Origin of the sequence: Bradyrhizobium elkanii WSM2783 (assembly GCF_000472865.1) — a bacterium.
GTDB classification, from domain to species: Bacteria; Pseudomonadota; Alphaproteobacteria; order Rhizobiales; family Xanthobacteraceae; genus Bradyrhizobium; species Bradyrhizobium elkanii_A.
In genome coordinates this window covers 23,384-45,693 of sequence record NZ_AXAP01000059.1, presented here as the reverse complement: position 1 = coordinate 45,693, position 22,310 = coordinate 23,384, and the positions used below count along the sequence as shown (strand labels likewise).

18 protein-coding genes are annotated in these 22,310 nt (G+C 63.9%); 9 read left to right on the top strand and 9 right to left on the bottom strand.

Annotated elements, in window-relative coordinates; translation table 11 throughout:
• Positions 1–6: 6 nt before the first annotated feature.
• Entirely contained in the window at positions 7–768 is a 762-nt protein-coding gene (locus YY7_RS0135060) for a helix-turn-helix domain-containing protein (protein ID WP_028167269.1), read from the top strand.
• A 7-nt stretch (positions 769–775) separates the two neighbouring features.
• Here the strand turns inward: YY7_RS0135060 and YY7_RS0135055 are convergent, their stop codons facing one another.
• From YY7_RS0135055 to YY7_RS0135045, 3 genes are all read right to left on the bottom strand, one after another.
• Positions 776–1,489 carry a DUF1614 domain-containing protein gene (locus tag YY7_RS0135055; protein WP_028167268.1) on the bottom strand — a complete coding sequence of 238 codons (714 nt, stop codon included), beginning with the start codon at positions 1,487–1,489 and terminating at the stop codon, positions 776–778.
• Between the two features lie 183 nt (positions 1,490–1,672).
• On the bottom strand, positions 1,673–2,896 hold the full coding sequence (locus YY7_RS0135050; protein ID WP_028167267.1) for an ABC transporter substrate-binding protein: 1,224 nt from the start codon (positions 2,894–2,896) through the stop codon (positions 1,673–1,675).
• A gap of 96 nt (positions 2,897–2,992) precedes the next feature.
• Positions 2,993–4,540: an acyl-CoA synthetase gene (locus tag YY7_RS0135045; protein WP_028167266.1), complete on the bottom strand. Its 1,548-nt coding sequence runs from the start codon at positions 4,538–4,540 to the stop codon at positions 2,993–2,995.
• 209 nt (positions 4,541–4,749) lie between these two features.
• Here YY7_RS0135045 and YY7_RS0135040 point away from each other — a divergent pair, with 209 nt between their 5' ends.
• The 4 genes from YY7_RS0135040 to YY7_RS0135025 all read left to right on the top strand — a co-directional run bounded on the left by YY7_RS0135040 (position 4,750) and on the right by YY7_RS0135025 (position 8,860).
• Positions 4,750–5,886 (top strand): acyl-CoA dehydrogenase family protein, encoded by a 1,137-nt coding sequence (locus YY7_RS0135040; protein ID WP_028167265.1) that lies wholly within the window; start codon positions 4,750–4,752, stop codon positions 5,884–5,886.
• 141 nt (positions 5,887–6,027) lie between these two features.
• Entirely contained in the window at positions 6,028–7,191 is a 1,164-nt protein-coding gene (locus tag YY7_RS0135035) for an acyl-CoA dehydrogenase family protein (protein WP_028167264.1), read from the top strand.
• 1 nt (position 7,192) lies between these two features.
• Positions 7,193–7,849, top strand: a complete 657-nt coding sequence (locus YY7_RS0135030; RefSeq protein WP_028167263.1) for a glutathione S-transferase family protein — start codon at positions 7,193–7,195, stop codon at positions 7,847–7,849.
• 204 nt (positions 7,850–8,053) lie between these two features.
• Positions 8,054–8,860, top strand: coding sequence for a helix-turn-helix domain-containing protein (locus tag YY7_RS0135025; protein ID WP_028167262.1), 807 nt, complete (start codon positions 8,054–8,056; stop codon positions 8,858–8,860).
• A gap of 144 nt (positions 8,861–9,004) precedes the next feature.
• Here the strand turns inward: YY7_RS0135025 and YY7_RS0135015 are convergent, their stop codons facing one another.
• Positions 9,005–9,847 (bottom strand): universal stress protein, encoded by an 843-nt coding sequence (locus YY7_RS0135015; protein ID WP_028167261.1) that lies wholly within the window; start codon positions 9,845–9,847, stop codon positions 9,005–9,007.
• Positions 9,848–10,044: 197 nt separating this feature from the next.
• Between YY7_RS0135015 and YY7_RS0135010 the strand changes: the two genes are divergently transcribed.
• From YY7_RS0135010 to YY7_RS0134990, 4 genes are all read left to right on the top strand, one after another.
• A complete protein-coding gene (locus tag YY7_RS0135010; protein ID WP_028167260.1) occupies positions 10,045–10,911 on the top strand; it encodes a 3-keto-5-aminohexanoate cleavage protein in 867 nt (288 codons plus the stop codon).
• A 147-nt stretch (positions 10,912–11,058) separates the two neighbouring features.
• Complete coding sequence (locus YY7_RS0135005; protein WP_028167259.1) at positions 11,059–12,660, top strand: AMP-binding protein; 1,602 nt, start codon at positions 11,059–11,061, stop codon at positions 12,658–12,660.
• Positions 12,661–12,800: 140 nt separating this feature from the next.
• On the top strand, positions 12,801–14,417 hold the full coding sequence (locus tag YY7_RS0135000; RefSeq protein ID WP_028167258.1) for an acyl-CoA carboxylase subunit beta: 1,617 nt from the start codon (positions 12,801–12,803) through the stop codon (positions 14,415–14,417).
• 119 nt (positions 14,418–14,536) lie between these two features.
• Positions 14,537–16,489, top strand: a complete 1,953-nt coding sequence (locus tag YY7_RS0134990; RefSeq protein ID WP_028167257.1) for an acetyl/propionyl/methylcrotonyl-CoA carboxylase subunit alpha — start codon at positions 14,537–14,539, stop codon at positions 16,487–16,489.
• Between the two features lie 86 nt (positions 16,490–16,575).
• Here the strand turns inward: YY7_RS0134990 and YY7_RS0134985 are convergent, their stop codons facing one another.
• From YY7_RS0134985 to YY7_RS0134965, 5 genes are all read right to left on the bottom strand, one after another.
• The gene (locus YY7_RS0134985) at positions 16,576–17,574 is read right to left on the bottom strand and encodes an ABC transporter ATP-binding protein (RefSeq protein ID WP_028167256.1); all 999 of its coding nucleotides are present in this window, start codon (positions 17,572–17,574) and stop codon (positions 16,576–16,578) included.
• Positions 17,571–18,584, bottom strand: a complete 1,014-nt coding sequence (locus YY7_RS0134980; RefSeq protein WP_028167255.1) for an ABC transporter ATP-binding protein — start codon at positions 18,582–18,584, stop codon at positions 17,571–17,573. Before YY7_RS0134980 ends, YY7_RS0134985 begins: the two co-directional genes overlap by 4 nt.
• Positions 18,584–19,477, bottom strand: a complete 894-nt coding sequence (locus tag YY7_RS0134975) for an ABC transporter permease (RefSeq protein WP_028167254.1) — start codon at positions 19,475–19,477, stop codon at positions 18,584–18,586. The genes YY7_RS0134980 and YY7_RS0134975 overlap by 1 nt, the downstream gene beginning before the upstream one ends.
• Positions 19,478–19,480: 3 nt before the next feature.
• Positions 19,481–20,428 carry an ABC transporter permease gene (locus YY7_RS0134970; protein WP_028167253.1) on the bottom strand — a complete coding sequence of 316 codons (948 nt, stop codon included), beginning with the start codon at positions 20,426–20,428 and terminating at the stop codon, positions 19,481–19,483.
• A 225-nt stretch (positions 20,429–20,653) separates the two neighbouring features.
• The gene (locus YY7_RS0134965; RefSeq protein WP_028167252.1) at positions 20,654–22,249 is read right to left on the bottom strand and encodes an ABC transporter substrate-binding protein; all 1,596 of its coding nucleotides are present in this window, start codon (positions 22,247–22,249) and stop codon (positions 20,654–20,656) included.
• Positions 22,250–22,310: the final 61 nt, after the last annotated feature.

Genomic DNA, 22,310 nt, shown 5'->3' with positions numbered 1-22,310 from the left:
GTGACGATGCCGACGCCGGACAAGCAGCTTTCCGAGGAACAAAGTCGGCAGATCGCGGAGCTGATCCGCGAGGAATTGGCGCGCCGGCGCATCTCGCGGCAGGCGCTGGCCGAGCAGGCCAAGCTCAGCCTGTCGACGCTGGAAAAGGTGCTGGGCGGGCGCCGCCCGTTCACGCTGCAGACCACGGTGCGGCTCGAACAGGCACTCGGCGTCTCCTTGCGCAAGGTCCAGCCGGCGCCGGCGATGCCGGTGGCCAATGGCGAAGTCGCGCCCGACGGGCTGGGGGCCTATTCGCGGCGGGCGGTGCAGTGGATCGAGGGCACCTATCTCACGGTCCGGCCCTCATTCGGGGACAAGGACGCGGTCTACGCCTATCGCACCGAGATCGCCTGGGATGACGCCGTCTCATCGCTGATTTTTCGCGAGGGTGAACGGGCTGATGCCGCCTACACCCAGTTCGGCGAAGTCGCCGTTCCGAACCAGTCCGGCTTCGTCTATCTCGTCACCAACCGGCACGGCCAGCATCGCCTGATCACGGTGTCCAGGCCGCGTAACACCGGCGAGATGTACGGCATCATCACGACACTGCTCGCCGGCCGCGGCTCACTGCTGACGCCGATTGCTGCACCCATCGCATTCGTACCGATCAAGAACATCGCCAATCCCTCGGTCGGTCGGGTATCGCCCGATGACGAGAACTACGCGCTCTATCGCGAGCATCTGCGCCGCACCGTCGACGAACCGTTTGCGATTTTCCTGCCGGGTTAGCGACGCGCTACGAGGCGCGGTGCAGGGGCGAGGGTGAAACGATGGCGGCGAGCAACACCGCGAGGATGCCGGTCAGGAACACGCCATCAAACGTGCCGGCGCCGCCAATCGAGGCGATGGGCGCGCCCAGGCTGCCGATCTTGTCCAGGTTGAGAATATCGGCGCCGATCAGTGTTCCGACTGAACCTGCGATATAGGCGAGCGGCGCGGCATAGATACGCGAGAGCAGGAGCGCGATGATCGCGACGCTGACAACGGGCACGAACACCGGCACCGCGATGCCGATGCCCGGCACCGGCGTCGCCAGCCAATGGACGATGAAGGCGATGATGGCGGTACCGATCGCGGCCCTGACCCAGAGCTCGTATCTGACGACCAGGTAGATCGACACGAATGTCGGAATCACCGCGCCGCCGACATTTACGGCCAGGATCGTGCTGGGCGCGGTCACCAGCGGCACGACATAACGCATGCCGAAGAAGTCGACGATCTCGCCGGATCTCACCGGCGGTCCCGACAATTCCGTGATCGGAATATTGACATAGCTGCCGATCAGCGAGCCGAACAGCAAAAGGAACGCAGCTCCTGGACTGACACCGAGGCTCAGATAGGCATAGCGGAGAATGCGGAGCTGGATCAGGATCACCAGCGCCAGTGCCAGGAACACCAGGATCGAGAACGATCCCGGTGTCATCGGCAGATAATGCATCTGGCTTTCCACGATCGGCGGCTCGCTTTGTTGGGCCACTCGTTCAAGTGGGGAGCCGTCCGCACGATCTCAAGGATACACAAAGATGAACCGTCATTCCGGGGCGCTCGCGACAGCGAGCGAACCCGGAATCCAGAGATTGTGGGGCGAGATTCCGGGTTCGCGCTTCGCGCGCCCCGGAATGACGGCAGACGATTAGCCGCCCGTCTCGGCGCTGATGATGTCGCCGAACAATTCCCACTGCCCCTTGGTGAACCGCATCATCTTGAGCTGCTCGATGGGGGCGAAATCATTCGGGCCGGTGTTGATCTTGATGCCGGGGATCAGCGTATCCGGTGCGAAATCCTTCAGGCTGGCGGCCTGCTTCATCACATTTTCGCGGGTGAGATTGTCGCCGCACTGTTTCAGCACCTGCACCAGCGTTTGCGCCGCGGCGTAGCCATAAACGGTGTTGGTGTCGGTGACGTTGGCGCCCGGCATGTATTTATCGATGAACGCCATGAACTTCTTCATGCCCTCATCGTCCTTCCATTGCGGGTCGGACGCATCCTTGAGATAGCCCGCCGACAGCACGCCTTCGGATGCATCGAGACCGGCCGGCTTCATGACGGCGCCGATCGAGATCGAGACGTCGGTCATCAGGTGCATCGGCTTCCAGTCCAGTTCGGCGATCTTCTTGATCGCTTGTGCTGCGAATTTCGGCGTCGCGATGTTGACGAAGACGTCGGCGCCGGTGCCCTTCAGCTTGACAATGTGGGAATCGATCGAGGGCTCGGTGGTCTCGTAGCTCTCCTCGGCGACGATCAGGCTGGAGGCCTTTTCGCCGAAGATTTCCTTGAAGCCTGCGACGTAATCCTTGCCGAAATCGTCGTTGGCGTAGAAGATCGCGACCTTGGCATTGGGCTTGTTCTTGAGAATGTATTTCGCGAAGATCCTGGCCTCGACGCGGTAGCTCGGCTGGAAGCCCATGGTCCAGGGAAAATCCTTTGGATCGTTCCACTTGCTGGCACCGGTGGCGAGGAAGAGCTGCGGCACCTTCTTGGCGTTGTGATATTTCTGCACCGCGGTCTGGGTCGGCGTGCCCAGCGCGTTGAACACCAAAAACACCTCGTCGCCCTCGATCAGCTTGCGGACCTGCTCCACCGTCTTCGGTGGCGAGTAGCCGTCGTCGTAGGAGATCCAGTTGATCTTGCGACCGTTCACGCCGCCCTGGTCGTTGATCATCTTGAAATAGGCTTCCTCGGTCTTGCCGATGATGCCGTAGGCGGAAGCCGGGCCGCTATAGGCCTCGACATTGCCGATCTTGATCTCAGTGTCGGACGCGCCGGTGTCGTATTTCTTCTGCGCAAATGCGCCTTGGGTCGAGAGCAGGGAGAACGCCGCGACGGCGGCAAGCAAAGCGATTTTCTTGTTCTGCATAAAGCAATTCCCTCGGGCTTTTTGTGGTTGGGGACGAACGCACGAAAATCGCCGCCGGTCCCGGCAGGCGGCGGCGAAACCTGTCAGCGTGTCATGTCACGAGGCTTGCGCCAGATCGGTCGGCTTCTGCTCGGCGAATTGCTTGCGCAGCGTCGGCTTGTGGATCTTGCCGGTCGCATTGCGCGGCAGCGCATCGACGAATTCGATTGTGCGCGGGCATTTGAAGCGTGCCAGATTGGCCGCGCAATGGGCGTGGATCTGTTCCGGCGTCAGAGTCTGTCCCGGCTTCACCGCGACGATCGCCATGCCGACCTCGCCCCATTGCTCATCAGGGATGCCGATCACGGCCGCTTCGGCGACCGCCGGAATCTGGTGCAGCACGTTCTCGACCTCGGCCGGATAGACGTTCTCGCCGCCGGAGATGTACATGTCCTTCCAGCGGTCGACGATATAGTAGAAGCCTTCCCCGTCGATGCGCGTTGCATCGCCCGTGTGCAGCCAGCCGTCGGTGAAGGAGGAGGCGTTGGCGTCAGGCCGGTTCCAGTAGCCCGGCGTGATGTTCGGTCCCCTGACCCAGAGCTCGCCGAGTTCGCCTACGGCGGCGTCGGTGCCGTCGGGGCGTACGATCCGCACTTCGGTGTGCAGCACCGGCTTGCCGGCCGATCCCGCCTTGCGCGCGGCATCCTCGCGATCGAGCGCCATCACCGCGGGCGAGGTCTCGGTCATGCCGTAGCCCTGCTGCAGCGCCACGCCGCGTGCTTCCCACACCTTCAAGAGCGGCACCGGCATCGGTGCGCCGCCGACGCCGCCGATGATCAGCCGGCCGAAATCGGCGCTCGCAAACGACGGATGCTGCGCCATGAACTGGTAGATCGCGGGCACGCCGAAGAAGGCGTTGATGCGCTCAGCGGGATCGCTGATCAGCCGCAAGGCTTCGCCAGGATCGAAGGCGCGCATGATCAAGACGGTGCCGCCGGCATGCAGCACCGGGTTGGTGTAGCAATTGAGCCCGCCGGTGTGGAACAGCGGCAGCACGCAGAGGAACACCGAGGATGGCGAGATGTAGGCGAGGCCGCCGAGATTGACGCAATTGAAGAACGTCATGCCGTGGGTGATGATGGCGCCCTTCGGCTGGCCTGTTGTGCCCGAGGTGTACATGATGGTCGAGATGTCATCGAGCGTGACGGGCTCGAATGTCTCGATCGGCTTTGCTGCTGCGATGCCGGCTTCATAGGAGCCATCGGGGCCGAGCCGCAGCGCCGTTGGCACGTTGCAGAGCCTGGCGACGCTGAGCGCGGTCTCGGCGAGGTCGCCATCATGGATCATGACTTTCGGCGAGGCGTCGCCGACGATGAACTGCAGTTCCGGTACCGTGAGGCGGGTGTTAAGCGGCACGAACACGGCGCCCAGGCGTCCGCAGGCGAACTGCACTTCCAGCGTGTCAGTGGTGTTCAGCGCCAGCACCGCGACTCGGTCGCCGCGCGCTACCTTGTGGGTATCCCGCAGATGCGCAGCCAGGCTCGAGATCCGCGCGTCGGATTGCGCATAGGTGAAGCGGCGGCCGCTGCCGAGGTCGACCATCGCGACCTTGTCAGGTGTCCGCCGGCCATGATGAGCGATCCAGTCGTAGTAACGAACCGGCAAATGTCCCTCCCACGGTGGGCGGTCTGGCGCCGCCTGATCATGATCCGCAGGGGTACCAGTGGACGGGCCGAGGCTGGAATCTGTCTTGCGTTTAGTGGCTGGACCGAGGGTAGGATCGGGGTCCATTCGCCGCCGGCAGCCACTTGACGCAAGTTGGCGCGGCGATTTCCGGACATCGTTCCGGACACAGGAATCGACGGAGCAAAGGGATGGCGAGCCCATTCTACAGCAGCGAGCACGAGGCCTTTCGCGAGGCGGTGCGCCGTTTCGTGCAGAAGGAGATCGAGCCTTACGCCCACGAGTGGGACGAAGTGGGCGAGTTTCCGCGCGAGCTGTATCGCAAGGCTTCCGAGATCGGTCTGCTCGGGCTGGGCTTCCCGGAGGAATATGGCGGCGTTCCCGCCGACCAGTTCATGAAGATCGTGGCCTCGCAGGAACTGGCGCGGGCCGGCGCCGGCGGCATCAGTGCGAGTCTGATGAGCCACACCATCGGCTCGCCGCCGATCGCGCGCGCTGCCCGTCCCGAGGTCAGGGCGCGTGTGCTGCCGGAAGTGCTGCGGGGCGAGAAGATTTCCGCGCTCGCGATCACCGAGCCGAGCGGCGGCTCCGATGTCGCGAACTTGCGCACCAAGGCGCGCCGCGACGGCGATCATTATGTCGTCAGCGGCGAAAAGACGTTCATCACCTCGGGCGTGCGCGCCGATTATATCACGGTCGCCGTGCGTACCGGCGGCGAGGGGCCCAGTGGCGTCAGCCTGCTGCTGATCGAGGGTGATACGCCCGGCCTGTCGCGGACCAAATTGAAGAAGATGGGTTGGTGGGCCTCCGATACGGCGACGCTGCATTTCGACGAGTGCCGGGTGCCGGCTGAAAACCTGATCGGCGAGGAAGGCCAGGGCTTCAAGATCATCATGCAGAATTTCAACAGCGAGCGCATGGGCATGGCGGCAAGCTGCACGGCCTACGCCCGTGTCTGCCTCGAGGAGGCGATCGCCTACGCCAAGGAGCGCAAGACCTTCGGCAAGCCGATCGCCCAGCACCAGGTGATCCGGCACAAGATCGTCGACATGGCGCAGAAGGTCGCAGCGTCGCAAGCGATGCTGGAGATGCTGGCCTGGCGGCTGGGGCAAGGCGAAAGCCCGGTCGCCGAGATCTGCATGATGAAGAACCAGGCGACCCAGACCATGGCGTTCTGCGCCTCCGAGGCGGTGCAGATCTTCGGCGGCGCCGGTTTCATGCGCGGCGTCAAGGTCGAGCGCATCTACCGGGAGGTCAAGGTCAACGCCATCGGGGGCGGCACCGAGGAAATCATGAAGGACCTCGCCAGCCGCCAGATGGGATTGTGACTAGCGATACACCACCGTCATGCCCGGGCTTGTCCCGGGCATCCACGTCTTTGGTCCCGCGTGATCGGACAGACGTGGATGGCCGGGACAAGCCCGGCCATGACGGCTGACCAAGAACGCCGATTGGAGCTTAGCAAAAAAATGATCTTCACCGCCGACCACGACGAACCCCGCCGTATCTTGCAGAAATTCATCGCGGCCGAGATCAACCCCTATGTTGACGACTGGGAAGACGCCGGCATCTTCCCCGCGCATGAGCTGTTCAAGAAGCTCGGCAGTCTCGGCTTCCTCGGCCTCAACAAGCCCATCGAATTCGGCGGCCAGGGGCTCGACTACAGCTTTGCGCTGATGATGGCAGAAGAGTTAGGGGCCATCAGATGCGGCGGCGTGCCGATGGCGATCGGGGTGCAGACGGATATGGCCACGCCCGCGCTGGCGCGGTTCGGCTCCGACGACGTGAGGCGCGAATTCCTCAGTCCCGCAATTTCGGGCGATCAGGTTGCCTGCATCGGCGTCTCCGAACCGGGCGCAGGCTCCGATGTCGCCTCGATCAAGACGAGTGCGCGCTCTGACGGCGACGATTACGTCATCAATGGCGGCAAGATGTGGATCACCAATGGCACGCAGGCCGATTGGATCTGCCTGCTCGCCAACACCAGCGACGGCCAGGTCCATCGCAACAAGTCGCTGATCTGCGTGCCGATGAAGAGCAAGGGCGTCACCATCGCGCGAAAGCTCGACAAGATGGGCATGCGCTCCTCCGACACCGCGCAGATATTCTTCGACAATGTCCGGGTGCCCAAGCGCAACCGGATCGGCGAGGAGGGCAAGGGTTTCACCTACCAGATGATCCAGTTCCAGGAGGAGCGTCTGTGGGGCGCCGCCGCCTGCCTGAAGGCGCATGAATTCATCATCAACGAGACCATCGAATATACCCGGGGCCGCAAGGCGTTCGGCGGCTCGATCCTCGACAACCAGGTGGTGCACTTCAAGCTCGCGGAGATGCAGACCGAGGTCGAGCTGTTGCGCTCGCTGATCTATCGTGCCGGCGAGGCGCTGGTCGCGGGCGAGGACGTCACCCGTCTCGCCACCATGGCGAAGCTGAAAGCCGGCCGGCTCGGCCGTGAACTCACCGACGCCTGTCTGCAATATTGGGGCGGGATGGGTTTCATGAACGAGACCCCGGTCAGCCGCGCCTATCGCGATAGCCGCCTGACCTCGATCGGCGGTGGCGCTGACGAAGTCATGCTGATGGTGTTATGCAAGATGATGGGTATGTTGCCCAGCATGAAGGGAAGCGCCTGAGATGGTCACGCTTTATCACTGCGAAGCCGCGCGTTCGTTCCGGCCGCTCTGGATGCTCGAGGAAATGGGACTGCCCTATGAACTCAAGATGCTGCCGTTTCCGCCGCGCGTGTTCGCGAAGGACTATCTGGCGCTGAACCCGCTCGGCACGATTCCCTTGCTGATCGATGGCGAGACGCGGATGACGGAGTCCTCAGGCATCTGCCATTACCTTGGTACTAAATATGGCCCGACACCACTGATCGTCGGACCCGACGAGCCGGCCTATGGCGCCTTCCTGAACTGGATGTACTTTTCCGACGCCACGCTGACCTTCCCGCAGACCCTGGTGCTTCGCTACGGCCAGCTCGAGCCGGAGGAGCGGCGCAATCCGCAGGTGGTCGGCGATTACGCCAAGTGGTTCTTCGGCCGCCTGCGCGCGGTGGAGGCCGCGACCGGCAAGGCCGAGACGCTGTGTGCCGGCCGTTTCACCGCCGCCGACATCGCCATCGGCTACGCACTCCGGCTCGCCGACAATATCGGGCTCGCCAAGGATTTCGGTCCCAATGTCGCAGCCTATTGGGCGCGGCTGCAGCAGCGCGAGGCATACCAGCGGGCCGTCGCGGCGGAACGCAAGGCTGGCGTGGAGCAAAACGTCGCGCCGCGGGTGCGTGGGTAAAGCGCCCGCCCCGGCCGTCATTGCGAGGAGCGACAGCGACGAAGCAATCCATTTCTCCACTCGTGGTGGCATGGATTGCTTCGCTTCGCTCGCAATGACGGAGAGAGCCGTTTCCTCGCCCCAATTGTAACGGTGACTTCAGCCAGATTTCGGCTATGGTTGGCGCCGCAACGGCCGGGAAGAGCCGTGCGAGGAGGAACCACCATGGACCACCAGGCCCGCGAAGTAGGCCATCTGATGCTGATCACGCCGGAGCGCGTGTTTTACGCCGGACTGCTCGGCCGCCCGCGCGAGCGCTGTCCGGGCGCATTCCATGTCTATGTCGCGATCAAAGGCGGCCTGCACCTTGCGACCAGCGATGGCCGCGAGTCCTATGGTGATCTCGTCGTGACCATGCCGAACCTGCGCCACACGATCGCGAGCGACTATCGCTCGGCGATCTGCGTCGCCATCGAGCCTGAGAGCGTTCGCGTCGGCGCGCTCGAGTCGTTCTCAAGGCTGTTGACGGGCTCGGAAAGCCAAATCTTCGCCGACCGCATCCGCGCCGCCTATGCCGCACTCGGACGTCGGCAATATAGCGACAACCTCTCGAACGCCGAGTTCGACATCATGTGCTTCGGAGAGGGGCTGCCGCAGCGTGTGCTCGATCCGCGCGTGGTGCGGGCCATCATGCGCATCGGCAAATTCTCCGGCGAGCCGGTGACGGCGGCGGATTGCGCGGCGGATGCCGCGCTGTCGCCCTCGCGCTTCCTGCATCTGTTCAAGGAGGAGACCGGGATCTCGTTCCGCTCCTTCCGTGCCTGGAAGCGGGCGCGGCATCTGTTGCATTTCGCCAACCAGGACATCAATCTGGCGCATCTGGCGCAGGACATCGGCTATCCCGACTCGACCCATTTCAGCCACTCGATCCGCCGCTTCTACGGCCTGAAGCCGCGCGCGATCTTCTCCGGCTCGCGCGATCTCGCGATCTATCGCAGCAGCGGATCGTTCACGGAAGCGGCCGCGTCCTAATCGTCATGCCCGAGCTTGTCCCGGGCATCCACGTCTTCCTTTGGTGTCGCCGGCACGTGGATGGCCGGGACAAGCCCGGCCATGACCGAGAGAGCGTCTACAATTCACTCCTGGGTCCAGCCGGTCGCTGGCCGCCTTCCGTCATCAGTGCGACAGCAGCACGGGCAGCGGCGGGTGTGACATCATGCTGAGCGTGGCGCCGCCGAGCACGAATTGGCGGAAGCGGGAATGGCCGAACGCGCCCATGACCAAAAAGTCGCTGTCATGGCTCGTCAACGCAGCCTCCAGCGCGTGCGCGACCGAGCGGCCCGCGGCATCGACGGTGTCGAGGATCACCTCGACGCCGTGACGGGCGAGATGCTTGGCAAGTTCCGGCCCGGACCGCTTGGTGTCGATGCGCTTCTCATTGGTCACTGTCACGATGTGGACGCGCTTGGCCTGCTTGAGCAGCGGCAGCGCATCCGCGACTGCGCGTGCGGCCGGACGGCTGAAATCCCAGGCCACCGTTGCCGTATTCAGGATGAACGGCTTGCGGCTGGTTTGCGGCAGCAGCAGGACGGGGCGACCGGATTCGAAAATGATCGGTTCGGCATTCCAGGCGCCGAACAGGGCATTGTCCTGGACCGGAATGATGGTGAGGTCGCGAAGCCGCGCATACTCGACCAATAGCTCGCGCTGCTCGGAGGTCAGGCAGCGTTCCAGGATGCGTTCCTCGAAGACGCCGCGCTTTTCCGCGGCGGCCTGGAACGCTGCGAGCGCGGCCTCGGCCTGAAAGCGTGATTTCTTTTCATCGGTCGCGGCGATTCCGGGAACGTCGAGCAGCGCCGGGCTCAGGAAGCTGCCGGGCACGGCGACGCGGATCTCGCAGGCGATCGCGGAAATCTTGGCACCGACGGCGGCGGCGAAATCGGTCGCAAGATCGATCGCCGCCGGCGGCGTCGTTTCGGGGTAGCTCGCGAGCGTCAAGAGGAGGTCTTTGTAGGCCATGTCGTGTCTCCCAGAATCTAGGGAAACTCATAGTCCCGTCGCAGCGTCCGGGTTTGATTCAGAGCAAACCTCCATGCGCGCTATTGCCACGGCGACCGGCCTGCCGCCGCGGCAATAGCCAGTCAACGCAAGAGGGCCCCGGCCAAATCCCGCATCATGCAAAAAACCGAGCCATTCAAACACTTTGGACTGGATGCATGAGCGACAAGGCCGTTATCACCTGCGCGCTGAACGGCGTGCTGACCGATCCAAAACAGCACAACGTGCCGGTGACGCCGGAACAGATGGCGCGCGAAGCCAAGGCGGCCTTCAACGCAGGCGCCAGCATCATGCATATCCATCTGCGCCAGCAGACCCCGGGCAAGGGGCATCTGCCGTCCTGGGAGGTCGGCGTCAGCAAGGAGATCCAGCAGGCGATCCGCGAGGCCTGCCCCGGTGTCATCATCAATCACACCACGGGCACCTCCGGCCCGAACTATCAGGGCGCGCTCGATTGCGTCCGCGAAACCAGGCCCGAGATCGCCGCCTGCAATGCCGGCTCGCTGAATTATCTGAAGGTCAAGGCCGACAACACCTGGGCCTGGCCGCCGATGCTGTTCGATAACGCGGTTGAGAAGGTGCAGGATTATCTCGACGTGATGAAGGATGCCGGCACGATTCCTGAGTTCGAATGTTTCGACGTCGGCATCGTGCGCTGCGTCGGCATGTACCGGCAGACCGGCATGTATTCCGGCCCGCTCGAATATAATTTCGTGATGGGCGTTGCCTCGGGCATGCCGGCCGATCCGGAATTGCTGCCGATCCTGCTCAAGCTGAAGGCGCCGGACGCGCATTGGCAGGTCACCGCGATCGGCCGCGCCGAGATCTGGCCGCTGCACCAGCGCGCCGCCGATCTCGGCGGGCACTTGCGCACTGGGTTGGAGGACACGTTCTATCTCGGCGACGGCACCAAGGTGACGTCCAATGGCCAGTTGATCGAAGCGATCGCCGCCTGCGCGCGCAAGGCCGGGCGCGAGATCGCGAGCCCCGCCGAGGCGCGGCAGATTTTCGGGGTGAGGCACTAGGGCTGCTCCGCTGTCATTCCGGGGCATCGCGAAGCGATGAGCCCGGAATCCATCGGGCCGCATGGACCTGTGGCGAAATGGATTCCGGGCTCGCGCTACGCGCGCCCCGGAACGACGACGGCGGGTGGAGGGGAGGGAATCAAATCAATGGATAGTCTCGCAGCAACCGGCGGCGTGCCGGGTCCGGGGCAGATCGGCCGGGTGGCAATCGGCGATCTGCTCAAGCGTGCCGCACGGCGCTTTCCTGATCGCGTCGCGCTCACCGACGGCGCGCGTCGCGTCACCTTCACCGAGCTCGAACGCGACGCCAATCGCTTCGCCAACTACCTAGTGCAGCGCGGCCTGAAGCCGGGCGAAAAAATCTCGACCATCTGCAACAACTCGGTCGAATTCGTCAAAGCGCTGTTCGGCATTCACCGCGCGGGCCTGGTCTGGGTCCCGATCAACACCATGCTCGGGCCTGCCGATATGGATTACATCCTCGGCCATGCCGAGGTCCGCTTCGCGCTGATCGACGACAATCTGCATGCGCAAGCGGAGCGGCGCGCGACGCTGGAACAGCGCGGCGTCGGGATGGTCGCGATCGATCTTGCCGGAAAAGTCGCGGCGACCGGCCTCGAGAATTTCAACGATCTCATTAAGGGTCAATCCGACATCGAACCCGAGATCGAGATCAACGACCGCGATCTCGCCATGATCATCTACACCTCCGGCACGACGTCGCGGCCGAAGGGCGCGATGCACTGCCACCTCGCCGTGGTAATGGCGGTGATGAGCAATTGCATCGAGATGCAGCTCTCCCGCGATGACGGCATCACCGGCCAGTTTCCGCTGTTCCACTGTGCCGGCCATGTGCTGCTGCTCAGCTATCTCTCGGTCGGCGGCCGCATGGCGCTGATGCGTGGCTTCGATCCCGTGGTCTGCATGGAGGCGATCGTCCGCGACAAGCTCACCGTCTTTGTCGGGCTGTCGCTGATGTATCAGGCGATCCTCGACCATCCGCGGCGGCGGGAATTCGATCTTTCGGGCTTGCGCTGCTGCATCTACACCATGGCCCCGATGGGCAAGCCGCTGCTCGAACGCGCCATCGCCGACCTGTGTCCAAACTTCGTGCTCTCCAGCGGTCAGACCGAGATGTATCCGGCGACCACGATGTCGCGGCCCGAAGTGCAGCTCAATCGCTTCGGCAATTACTGGGGCGAGTCGCTTGTTGTTAACGAGACCGCGATCATGGACGACAACGGCAATCTCTTGCCGCGCGGCGAGATCGGCGAGCTCGTGCATCGCGGGCCGAATGTAATGATGGGCTATTACAAGGACCCGAAGGCGACCGAAGAGGCGCGCAAGTTCGGCTGGCATCACACCGGCGACCTCGCGCTGATCGACGAGAACGGCGAGGTGCTGTTCCTCGATCGCAAGAAGGACATGATCAAGTCCGGCGGCGAGAACGTCGCGTCCGTGAAGATCGAGGAGACGCTGCTCGCACACCCCGCGGTGCAGAACGCCGCGGTGGTCGGCCTGCCGCACCCGCAATGGGGCGAGGCCGTCTCCGCCTTCGTCAAGCTGAAGCCGAATGCTGCGGCTGGCGAAGCTGACATCATCGAGCATTGCCGAAAGCATCTCGGTGGCTTCCAGGTGCCGAAACTGGTGCGTATCCTCGACGAAATGCCGATGACGGCAACCGGCAAGCTGCGCAAGGTCGAACTGCGGCAGGCGTATAGTGAGTATTTCTCGGAGAAGAGCTCGTGATGCTTGCCCAAAACACCACCGTCATTCCGGGGCGCGCCACTTGGCGCGAGCCCGGAATCCATCGGGCCGCGGGCGCCGCAGGAGAAATGGATTCCGGGCTCGCGCTTCGCGCGCCCCGGAATGACGGAGAGGGCTGAACCATGGCCATCATCGAAAACACCGTCTCCGCCGGCAGCGCCGCGTTCCAGGCCAACCGCGACGGCATGCTGGCGCTGATTTCCCGGATGCGCGCGCTGGAGGAACGCACCCGCGCGGCGTCTGCCGCCGCAAAGGACCGCTTCCACAAACGCGGCCAGCTCCTGCCGCGCGAACGGGTGGCGCTGGTGCTCGATCCCGGCTCGCCCTTCCTCGAATTGTCGACGCTCGCAGGCTACATGTTCGACGTCGCGGATGCGGAGAAAAGCGTGCCTGGCGGCGGGCTGATCGCCGGCATCGGCTTCGTCTCCGGCATCCGCTGCATGGTCAGCGCCAATGATGCCGGCATCGATGCCGGTGCGCTGCAGCCTTATGGTCTCGACAAGACGCTGCGGGTGCAGGAACTGGCACTCGAGAACAAGCTGCCTTATGTGCAGCTCGTCGAGAGCGCCGGCGCCAATCTGTTGCGCTACCGCGTCGAGGATTTTGTCAGGGGCGGCAACATCTTTCGCAATCTCGCGCGGCTGTCGGCAGCTGGCCTGCCGGTGGTCACGGTGACACATGGCTCGTCCACCGCCGGCGGTGCCTATCAGACGGGATTATCCGATTACATCGTGATGGTGCGCGGCCGCACCCGCGCCTTCCTCGCCGGGCCGCCGCTGCTCAAAGCCGCGACCGGCGAGATCGCAACCGAAGAAGAACTCGGCGGCGCCGAGATGCACACCTCGATCTCCGGTCTCGGCGATTACCTCGCCGAGGACGACCGCGACGCCATCCGGATCGCGCGGGACATCATGGCCAGCCTCGAATGGGACCGGGGCAAGCCCGCGAGCGCGTCGTTCAAGCCGCCGCGCTATGATGCGGAAGAGCTGCTCGGCATCATGCCGATGGACCACAAGCGTCCCGTCGACATGCGTCAGGCGATCGCGCGCTTCATCGACGATTCCGATTTTACCGAGTTCGGCGCCAATTATGGTTCGGCCACGATCTGCGGCCATGCCCGCATCGAAGGGCAGGCGATCGGCATCATCACTAATAACGGCCCGCTCGATGTGCCTGGTGCTAACAAGGCGACGCATTTCATCCAGGCCTGCTGCCAGTCGCGCACGCCGCTGCTCTATCTGAACAACACCACCGGCTACATGGTCGGCAAGGCCTATGAGGAAGCTGGCATGATCAAGCACGGCTCCAAGATGATCCAGGCGGTGACCTCGGCGACGGTACCGCAGATCACGATCTACTGCGGCGCCTCGTTCGGCGCCGGCAATTACGGCATGTGCGGCCGCGGCTTCCATCCGCGTTTCTGCTTCTCATGGCCCAATGCCAAGACCGCCGTGATGGGCGGCGAGCAGGCCGCCGAGACTATGGCGATCGTCACCGAAGCCGCCGCCGCCCGCCGCGGCAAGCCGGTCCCGAAGGAGAAGCTGGACGCGATGAAAGCCGAGATCATCGGCGTGTTCGACGGCCAGATGGACGTGTTCTCCACCAGCGCGCGCGTGCTCGACGACGGCGTGATCGATCCGCGCGACACCCGCAGCGTCCTCAGCGAGGTGCTTGCGATATGTCGCGAGGCGGAAGCCCGCAATCCTCAGCGCATGCAGTTCTCGGTGGCGCGGCCATGATTGGAGCATGATCCGGAAAAGTGGAAACCGGTTTTCCGAAAAGATCATGCTCAAACAAAGAGATGAGATCATGATCCGATTTTCGTCTAATCGGATCATGATCGAATGAAGGGGGCGGGATGTTCTACAGGATCCTGATTGCCAATCGCGGCGAGATCGCGCTGCGGATCATGCGCACCGCGCGGCGGCTCGGCTACGGCGTCGTCGCCGTTTATTCCGATGCCGACCGTGATGCCCTGCACGTACGCGAGGCCGATCACGCGGTGCGCATTGGCGAGGCGCTGCCGTCGCAATCCTATCTCAACATCGATGTGATCATCGCCGCCGCCAAGGCCAGCGGCGCCGGCGCCGTGCATCCCGGCTACGGCTTCCTCGCCGAGAACGAGGATTTTGCGCAAGCCTGTCGCGACGCCGGCCTCGTCTTCATCGGCCCGTCGCCGGAAGCGATCCGGGCGATGGGCAACAAGGCGGCCGCCAAGGAGATCATGCAAAAGGCCGGTGTGCCCTGCGTGCCTGGCTACCAAGGTGCCGACCAGAGCGACGAGGTCATGCTGGCGGAAGCGCGAAGGATCGGCTTTCCCGTGATGATCAAGGCGGTCGCCGGCGGCGGCGGGCGCGGCATGCGGCTGGTCACAGACGCCGCGTCGTTCCCGGATGCGCTGCGCAGCGCGCGCTCGGAGGCGCAGGGCGCCTTCGGCGATGCGACGGTCATCCTGGAGCGCGCGATCGTCGATCCCCGCCACATCGAGATCCAGGTGTTCGGCGATCGCCATGGCAACGCGATCCATCTCGGCGAGCGTGATTGCTCGGTGCAGCGCCGCCACCAGAAGCTGATCGAGGAGGCGCCGTCGCTGGCAGTGTCGCCCGGGCTGCGGGCGCGGATGGGCGCGGTCGCGGTCCAGGCGGTGAAGGCGCTTCGCTACGAGGGCGCCGGCACGCTGGAATTTTTGCTCGACGGCAACGGCGACTTCTATTTCATGGAAATGAACACGCGCCTGCAGGTCGAGCATCCCGTCACCGAGGCGATCACCGGGCTCGATCTGGTCGAGCTGCAGTTGCGTGTCGCCCGCGGCGAGCCGCTCGGCGTGAAGCAGGAGGACATCACATTCTCCGGCCACGCGATCGAGGTGCGGCTGTGCTCGGAGGACGCGGACCATGACTTCATGCCGCAATCGGGTACGATGGCGCGCTGGCAGATGCCGGACGGCGTCCGCGTCGAACATGCGTTGCAATCGGGTTCGGAAATTCCGCCATTCTATGATACCATGATCGCCAAGATCATCAGCCACGGCACTGATCGCCGCGAAGCCCGCAGCAAACTGATCGTCGCGCTGGAGCAGGTCGAAGCCTTCGGCGTCACCACCAACCAGGGCTTTCTGATCTCCTGCCTGCGCAATCCGGCCTTCGCCAGGGGCGAGGCAACGACGTCGTTCATCTCAGCGCATCGGAGCGAACTGCTGGCGCCGCGCGCCGACGAGAGCGCGGATGCGGCGCTCGCGGCGCTGCTGCTCTACGTCACCAATCCGCACGCGCCGTCGTGGCGGAGCGGCCGCTCGCTCGCTGCGACGTTCCCGCTCGGATTGCGCATTGATCTCGGCCGCTGCCTCCGCGAGGTCGAGATCGTGCGCGAGCGCGACGGCTTTTATGTCGCCGATGTCGCGGGACACAGGCATCGCTTCGAGATCGATGAACTCGGCCTGGACGCGATCCGCTATCGCACCAACGGCCTCATGGCGCGCGCAAAATTCCTGCGCGACGGCGATCGTCTCTACATCCTCAATCACGACGTCACGCTCTCGGTCCGCGATCTGACGCTGGCGCCGCCCGAGGCCGCCTCGGGGGCCAATGGCGACGGCAAGGTCCGCGCCGCCATGAACGGCCGCGTCGTCGCGGTGCTGGTCAAGCCGGGCGAGCAGGTTGCCGCCGGCCAGCCCGTGATGACTTTGGAAGCGATGAAGATGGAGCACGTGCACACCGCCGGCGTCGCGGGCACGGTGTCGGCCATCGATGTTGCCGAGGGCGAACAGGTGACGACGGGCAGGATTGTCGTCGAGATCGAGGCGGCGGCTTAGCCTCAACACGTAGGGTGGGCAAAGCGCAGCGTGCCCACCATCACGAGCACGACACTTGATGGTGGGCACGCTGCGCTTTGCCCACCCTACGGCGCGTTGGCGCGCCCCGTTCCCTCATTCAGCCAGCATGCCACCTGATGTCTTGCGCCCGCGTCCACCAGCGGCGGGCGCTCCAGCTTGCAGCGATCCATCGCGTAGCGGCACCTTGTATGAAACGCGCAGCCGCTAGGCGGGTTGATCGGGCTCGGCACGTCGCCTTCAACCAGAGGCGTCAGCCGCTTGATCCGGGGATTGGCGACCGGAACGGACGCCAGCAGCGCCTGGGTGTAGGGATGGCGCGGGTTGGCGAACAGTTCGGCCTTGTCTGCGATCTCGACGATGCGGCCGAGATACATCACGGCGACGCGGTGGCTGATATGAGCGACGACGGCGAGATCGTGCGCGATGAACAGATATGAGAAGTTGCGCTGGCGCTGCAGGTCGATCAGCAGATTGATCACCTGCGCCTGGATCGAGACGTCGAGCGCGGAGACCGGCTCGTCGCAGACGATCAGGCTTGGCCCGAGCGACAGCGCGCGGGCGATGCAGATGCGCTGGCGCTGGCCGCCGGAGAATTGGTGCGGATAGTTCTTCATCTGGTCGGGCCGCAGGCCGACCTGCTGGAACAGTTCGGCGACGCGTTCCTGCTTCCGCTCGCCCGAAGCCAGCCCGTGCACGCTTAGCGGTTCGCCGACGATGTCGCCCGCGGTCATGCGCGGGTTGAGCGAGGCAAACGGATCCTGGAACACGATCTGCATCGAGCGCCGGTAGGGACGCAACTCCGCTTTGCTCAAGCGTGTGATAGCCTCGCCGTTCAGCCGGATCTCGCCGCTCGATGGCTCGACCAATCGCAGCACGCTGCGCGCCACCGTTGACTTGCCGCAGCCGGATTCGCCGACCAGTCCCAGCGTCTCGCCGGGAGCCAGTGAAAAGCTGACACCATCGACCGCATGCACGGTGCCGACTTGCCGGCGCAGCACGCCGCCGCGCACCGGATAGTGCTTCACGAGGTCGGTGACCTCCAGCAGCGGGTGCGCTTCGGTCATGAGGCCTCCGCCATCTCGCCCGCGCGCCAGCAGGCGGCAAGGTGCCTGCCGCCGAAATCGCCGAGCGGCGGATATTCTTCCCGGCAGCGCGGGATCGCGAACCGGCAGCGCGGCGCGAACGCGCAGCCCGTCGGCAGTTTCGTCAGCGACGGCACCATGCCCGGGATTTCGACCAGCCGCACATCGGCCTTCGCGTCGAGCGAGGGGACCGCGGGGATCGAGGCCATCAGGCCGCGCGTATACGGGTGCAGCGGATTCTCGAACAGCGCCTCGACGCTGGCTTCCTCGACCTTCCTGCCGGCATACATCACGATCACGCGCTGCGCCGTCTGCGCGACCACGCCGAGATCATGCGTGATCAGGATCAGCCCGGTGCCGAGCTTCTTCTGCAGATCGACCATCAGTGCCAGGATTTGCGCCTGGATCGTGACGTCGAGCGCCGTAGTCGGCTCGTCCGCGATCAACAGCGCCGGCCGGCAGGCAAGCGCCATCGCGATCATTGCGCGCTGGCGCATGCCGCCCGAAAGCTGGTGCGGATATTCCTGCGCGCGCCGCTCCGGCTCGGGGATGCGAACGAGGCGCAGCATGTCGACCGCCTGCCGCCAGGCCTCCTTGCCGCTGATCTCCTGGTGCAGGCGCAAAGCTTCCGTGATCTGGTCGCCGATCCGCATCACCGGATTGAGCGAGGTCATCGGCTCCTGGAAGATCATCGAGATGCGGTTGCCGCGGATCTTGCGCATCGCCTCGTCATCGAGCGCGAGCAGGTTCTTGCCTTCGAGCACGATCTCGCCGCCAACGATCTTGCCGGGCGGGTCCGGCACCAGCCGCATCACCGAGAGCGCAGTCACGCTCTTGCCGCAGCCGGATTCGCCGACGATCGCCAGCGTCTCGCCGCGGCGGACGCTGAAGGAGACATCGTCAACCGCCTTGAACAATCCCGAATTGGTGAAGAACACCGTTTTCAGGTTCTTCACCTCGAGCACCGCTTCTGCCTTGCCTGCTTCGCTCATCAGCCGCGCTGCCTTGGATCGAGGATGTCGCGCAAGGCGTCGCCGAACAGATTGGTGCCGAACACCGCGAGGCTGATCGCGATCCCCGGGAAGATCACGAGCCACGGCGCGACGCGCACATATTCTGCGGCCGATTCCGAGAGCATGCGGCCCCAGGACGGATAGGGTTCGGGAATGCCAAGGCCGAGAAACGACAAGGATGCCTCCGTCAGGATGGTGGAGCCGAGCTGCGCGGTCGCGAGCACGATCAGGGGGGCCAGCGTGTTCGGCAGCACGTGGCGGAATGCGATCCGCATCTCGCTCATGCCGATCGATTTGGCTGCCTCCACGAACGGCAGTTCGCGCAGTGCCAGCGTGTTGGCGCGGATCACGCGCGCCACCGTCGGAATTAACGGGATCGCGATCGCGATGATGACGTTCGGCAGCGACGGGCCGAGCGCGGCCGTCATCACCAGCGCCAGCACCAACAGCGGCAGCGACTGCAGGATGTCGGTGATGCGCTGGAACAGAAGATCGACCCAGCCGGAGAGATAGCCGGAGGCGAGCCCGACGATGACGCCGATCGAGGCGCCGAGCGCGGTCGAGCCGAGACCGACCGCGAGCGAGATGCGCGCGCCATGGATGATGCGGCTCCAGACGTCGCGGCCGAACGAATCGGTTCCGAACCAGTGCAGCGCATTGGGCGCGGCCAGGCGGTGCGCCGAATCGACGGCAAGCGGATCGTAACGGCTGATCAGGTCAGCCGAGAGCGCCATCGCGACGAACAGCACCATGATGACGAGGCCGATCGTGCCGAGCAGGTAACGCTGCGCAAGGAACGTCAGCCGTCGCCAGCCGTGGGTGGCGTCAGCACCGGCGCGTTTCAGTTCGGCATCAAAGTTGATGACCGCCAAGAGCTAGTCTCCGTAGCGAATGCGCGGGTCGATCGCGGCGTAGAGCATGTCGACCGTGAAGTTGACGACGACCACGACGACGGCGATGAACATCACGAGGTTCTGCACGATCGGATAATCGCGCCAGCGCAGCGCCTCGACCAGGAAACGCGCGACGCCGGGGATGTTGAACACCGTCTCGGTGACGATCAATCCGCCGATCAAAAACGCCGCCTCGATGCCGATTACGGTGATCACAGGCAGCACCGCGTTCTTCAGCGCGTGGTGATAGTTGACGGAGGCGTCCGATGCGCCCTTGGCGCGGGCGGTGCGGATATAGTCCTGCCGCAGGATCTCCAGCATCGAGGAGCGGGTGATGCGCATGGTCAGTGCCGCGCTGCGGAAGCCGACCGCCATCGCCGGAATGCAGTAGATCGCGAACGCCTCGGCCCAGGTCTGCGGGTTCGGGTTGTAGATCGGCATCCAGCCGAGCATCGACACTGACGCCATCAGGATCAGCAGTCCGAGCCAGAATGACGGCAGCGACAACCCGCTCAGGCTGACCACGCGCAAGGCATAGTCCAGCCGCGTGCCCTGATGCACCGCGCTCAGTACACCCAAGGGAATGCCGATCGAGGCCGAGAACAACAGCGCCAGGCCGGCGAGCCTCGCGGTGATCGGGATCCGCGGCAGGATTTCCTGTAGCGCCGGTTTTTCGGAGACGTAGGAATAGCCGAGATCACCGTGCAGGAGGCCGCCGATCCACTTGAGATACTGGATCACGATCGGGTCGCTGAGACCGAGTTCTTTCTCCAGATTGGCCTTGTCGGCGGGATCGACATAGCCGGCGGCGTCGAACAGGATATCGACGATGTTGCCGGGCACGATGCGCAGCAGCACGAAGATGATGACCGATATCCCGAACAGGGTCACGAGCATCAGGAAGAGGCGCCGGACGATATAGGCTAGCACCTGGCCACTCTCCTCTTGTCGTCTGCGCCGCTACAGCAGGACGGTCGCGGTTACCACCTCTCCCCCGTGGGGAGAGGTCGGCGCAACGCGCCGGGTGAGGGGCCGCGGCGCCCTCGATAGAGCGTAACCCCTCACCCGCGCCTTCAGCGCGACCTCTCCCGATGGGAGAGGTGGGGATTCCCGACGCGGAGGCTGACCCGATCTCATCTCGTCACCTCGCGGACGCTACTTATCCATCCAGACGTCTTCGTAACGGTAGCCGTTGTAGGAGCTGTTGGACATCACCGTCACGTTCTTGACGTAAGGCTGCCAGCAGGTTCCGGTGCGGCTGTGCAGGATGATCGGCCGCGCCACGTCTTCCTGCAGTTTCTTGTCGATCTCCCACACCAGCTTCTTGCGCTTCTCGGGGTCGGTCTCGGACGACTGCAGGTCGAACAGCTTTTCGATCTCGCGATTGCAGTAGTTGGTGTAGTTCCGCTCGGAGTCGCAGGAATAGTTCTCGTAGAACGACTGGTCGGGCTCGTCGACCGCATTGCCGGTGAGGTTCAAGCCCAGCGAATAGTCTTTGCGCGCGACCTTCGGGAACCATTGCGCGGTGTCGACGACATCGAGCTCGGCGTCGATATAGATGGTCTTGAGCTGGTCGATCAGGATGATGGCAGGGTCGCGGTAGATCGGGATGTTGCGAGTCGACACCTTGATCTGCAGATGCTTGTCGGGGCCGTAGCCCGCCTTCTGCATCAACTTGCGCGCCTGCTCGCGGTTGGCGTTGACGTCGGGCCCATAGCCCGGGATCGTCTCCAGCATCTCCTTCGGCATCGCCCACAATCCCGCCTGCGCGGGCTGCATGGTGCCGCCGATGTCGGCCTGTCCCTCGAACAGGATCGAGATGAACGCCTTGCGGTCAAGGGCGAGCGCCAGCGCGCGGCGGACGTCGAGATTGTCGAACGGCGGCGCCGACGAATTGATGATGATGTTGGTGGCAACGTTGCTCGGTTCCACCACGCAGATCGCATTGGGCGCCTGCGATTTGACATCCTTCAAGAGCGGGATCGATACTTCAGTCGGGAACGTCATGTCGAACTTGCCGGAGACGAAGCCAAGGATCGCCGTCGAGCGGTTCGGCACAATGGTGAATTCAATGCCGTCGAGATAGGGCAGGCCCTTCCTGAAGTAGTCCGGGTTCTTCGTCAGCTTGATCGACTCGTTGGCCTTGAACTCGACGAACTTGAACGGACCCGTGCCGATCGGCTTGGTGCGCATTTCCGCCGGCGAGACATGGCAGGGATAGATCGGGCTATAGCCGGAGGCGAGCAGCGACAATAGCGCGGGCTGCGGCCGCTTCAGGTTGAATGAGGCCTCGTAATCGCCATTGATGGTGACGTCATTGACCTGATCGTACCAGGATTTCCGCGGGTTCTGGCGGAACTTCTGTTGCGACTTGCCCATCAACAGGTCGAAGGTGCATTTGACGTCGGCCGAGGTGAACGACTTGCCGTCATGCCATTTGACGCCGTTGCGAAGCTTGAATGTCAATTTCTTCTTGTCATCGCTCCAGGCCCAGCTCTCCGCGAGTTCCGGCACGATCGTATCGACGCTGTTCTGCGGAATATGCTGGTTGAAGATCACCAGGTTGTTGAAGATCGGCATGAAGGGAACGTTGAACGAATAGCTTGCGCCCTCGTGGATCGAGGCGCTGCCCGGACTGTCGCGGTGATACATCCTGAGAATGCCGCCGGACTTCGGTGTTTCCGCCAGCGAAACATCGTAAGCCGAAAGCCAACATAGCGCTGCCACGGCCAGCGCTCGCACGCTCCGCATCATTTCCTCCCGACATTCGGTCTCTATGGCCCGATTTGGTACCGAGGATACCATGGTGGGA

Excerpts from the sequence above, each read along its gene's own strand:
- YY7_RS0135060 (WP_028167269.1), top strand. The coding sequence starts at position 7 with ATGCCGACGCCGGACAAGCAGCTTTCCGAGGAACAAAGTCGGCAGATC.
- YY7_RS0135050 (WP_028167267.1), bottom strand. The coding sequence starts at position 2,896 with ATGCAGAACAAGAAAATCGCTTTGCTTGCCGCCGTCGCGGCGTTCTCC.
- YY7_RS0135040 (WP_028167265.1), top strand. The coding sequence starts at position 4,750 with ATGGCGAGCCCATTCTACAGCAGCGAGCACGAGGCCTTTCGCGAGGCG.
- YY7_RS0135035 (WP_028167264.1), top strand. The coding sequence starts at position 6,028 with ATGATCTTCACCGCCGACCACGACGAACCCCGCCGTATCTTGCAGAAA.
- YY7_RS0135030 (WP_028167263.1), top strand. The coding sequence starts at position 7,193 with ATGGTCACGCTTTATCACTGCGAAGCCGCGCGTTCGTTCCGGCCGCTC.
- YY7_RS0135025 (WP_028167262.1), top strand. The coding sequence starts at position 8,054 with ATGGACCACCAGGCCCGCGAAGTAGGCCATCTGATGCTGATCACGCCG.
- YY7_RS0135015 (WP_028167261.1), bottom strand. The coding sequence starts at position 9,847 with ATGGCCTACAAAGACCTCCTCTTGACGCTCGCGAGCTACCCCGAAACG.
- YY7_RS0135010 (WP_028167260.1), top strand. The coding sequence starts at position 10,045 with ATGAGCGACAAGGCCGTTATCACCTGCGCGCTGAACGGCGTGCTGACC.
- YY7_RS0135005 (WP_028167259.1), top strand. The coding sequence starts at position 11,059 with ATGGATAGTCTCGCAGCAACCGGCGGCGTGCCGGGTCCGGGGCAGATC.
- YY7_RS0135000 (WP_028167258.1), top strand. The coding sequence starts at position 12,801 with ATGGCCATCATCGAAAACACCGTCTCCGCCGGCAGCGCCGCGTTCCAG.
- YY7_RS0134990 (WP_028167257.1), top strand. The coding sequence starts at position 14,537 with ATGTTCTACAGGATCCTGATTGCCAATCGCGGCGAGATCGCGCTGCGG.
- YY7_RS0134985 (WP_028167256.1), bottom strand. The coding sequence starts at position 17,574 with ATGACCGAAGCGCACCCGCTGCTGGAGGTCACCGACCTCGTGAAGCAC.
- YY7_RS0134980 (WP_028167255.1), bottom strand. The coding sequence starts at position 18,584 with ATGAGCGAAGCAGGCAAGGCAGAAGCGGTGCTCGAGGTGAAGAACCTG.
- YY7_RS0134965 (WP_028167252.1), bottom strand. The coding sequence starts at position 22,249 with ATGCGGAGCGTGCGAGCGCTGGCCGTGGCAGCGCTATGTTGGCTTTCG.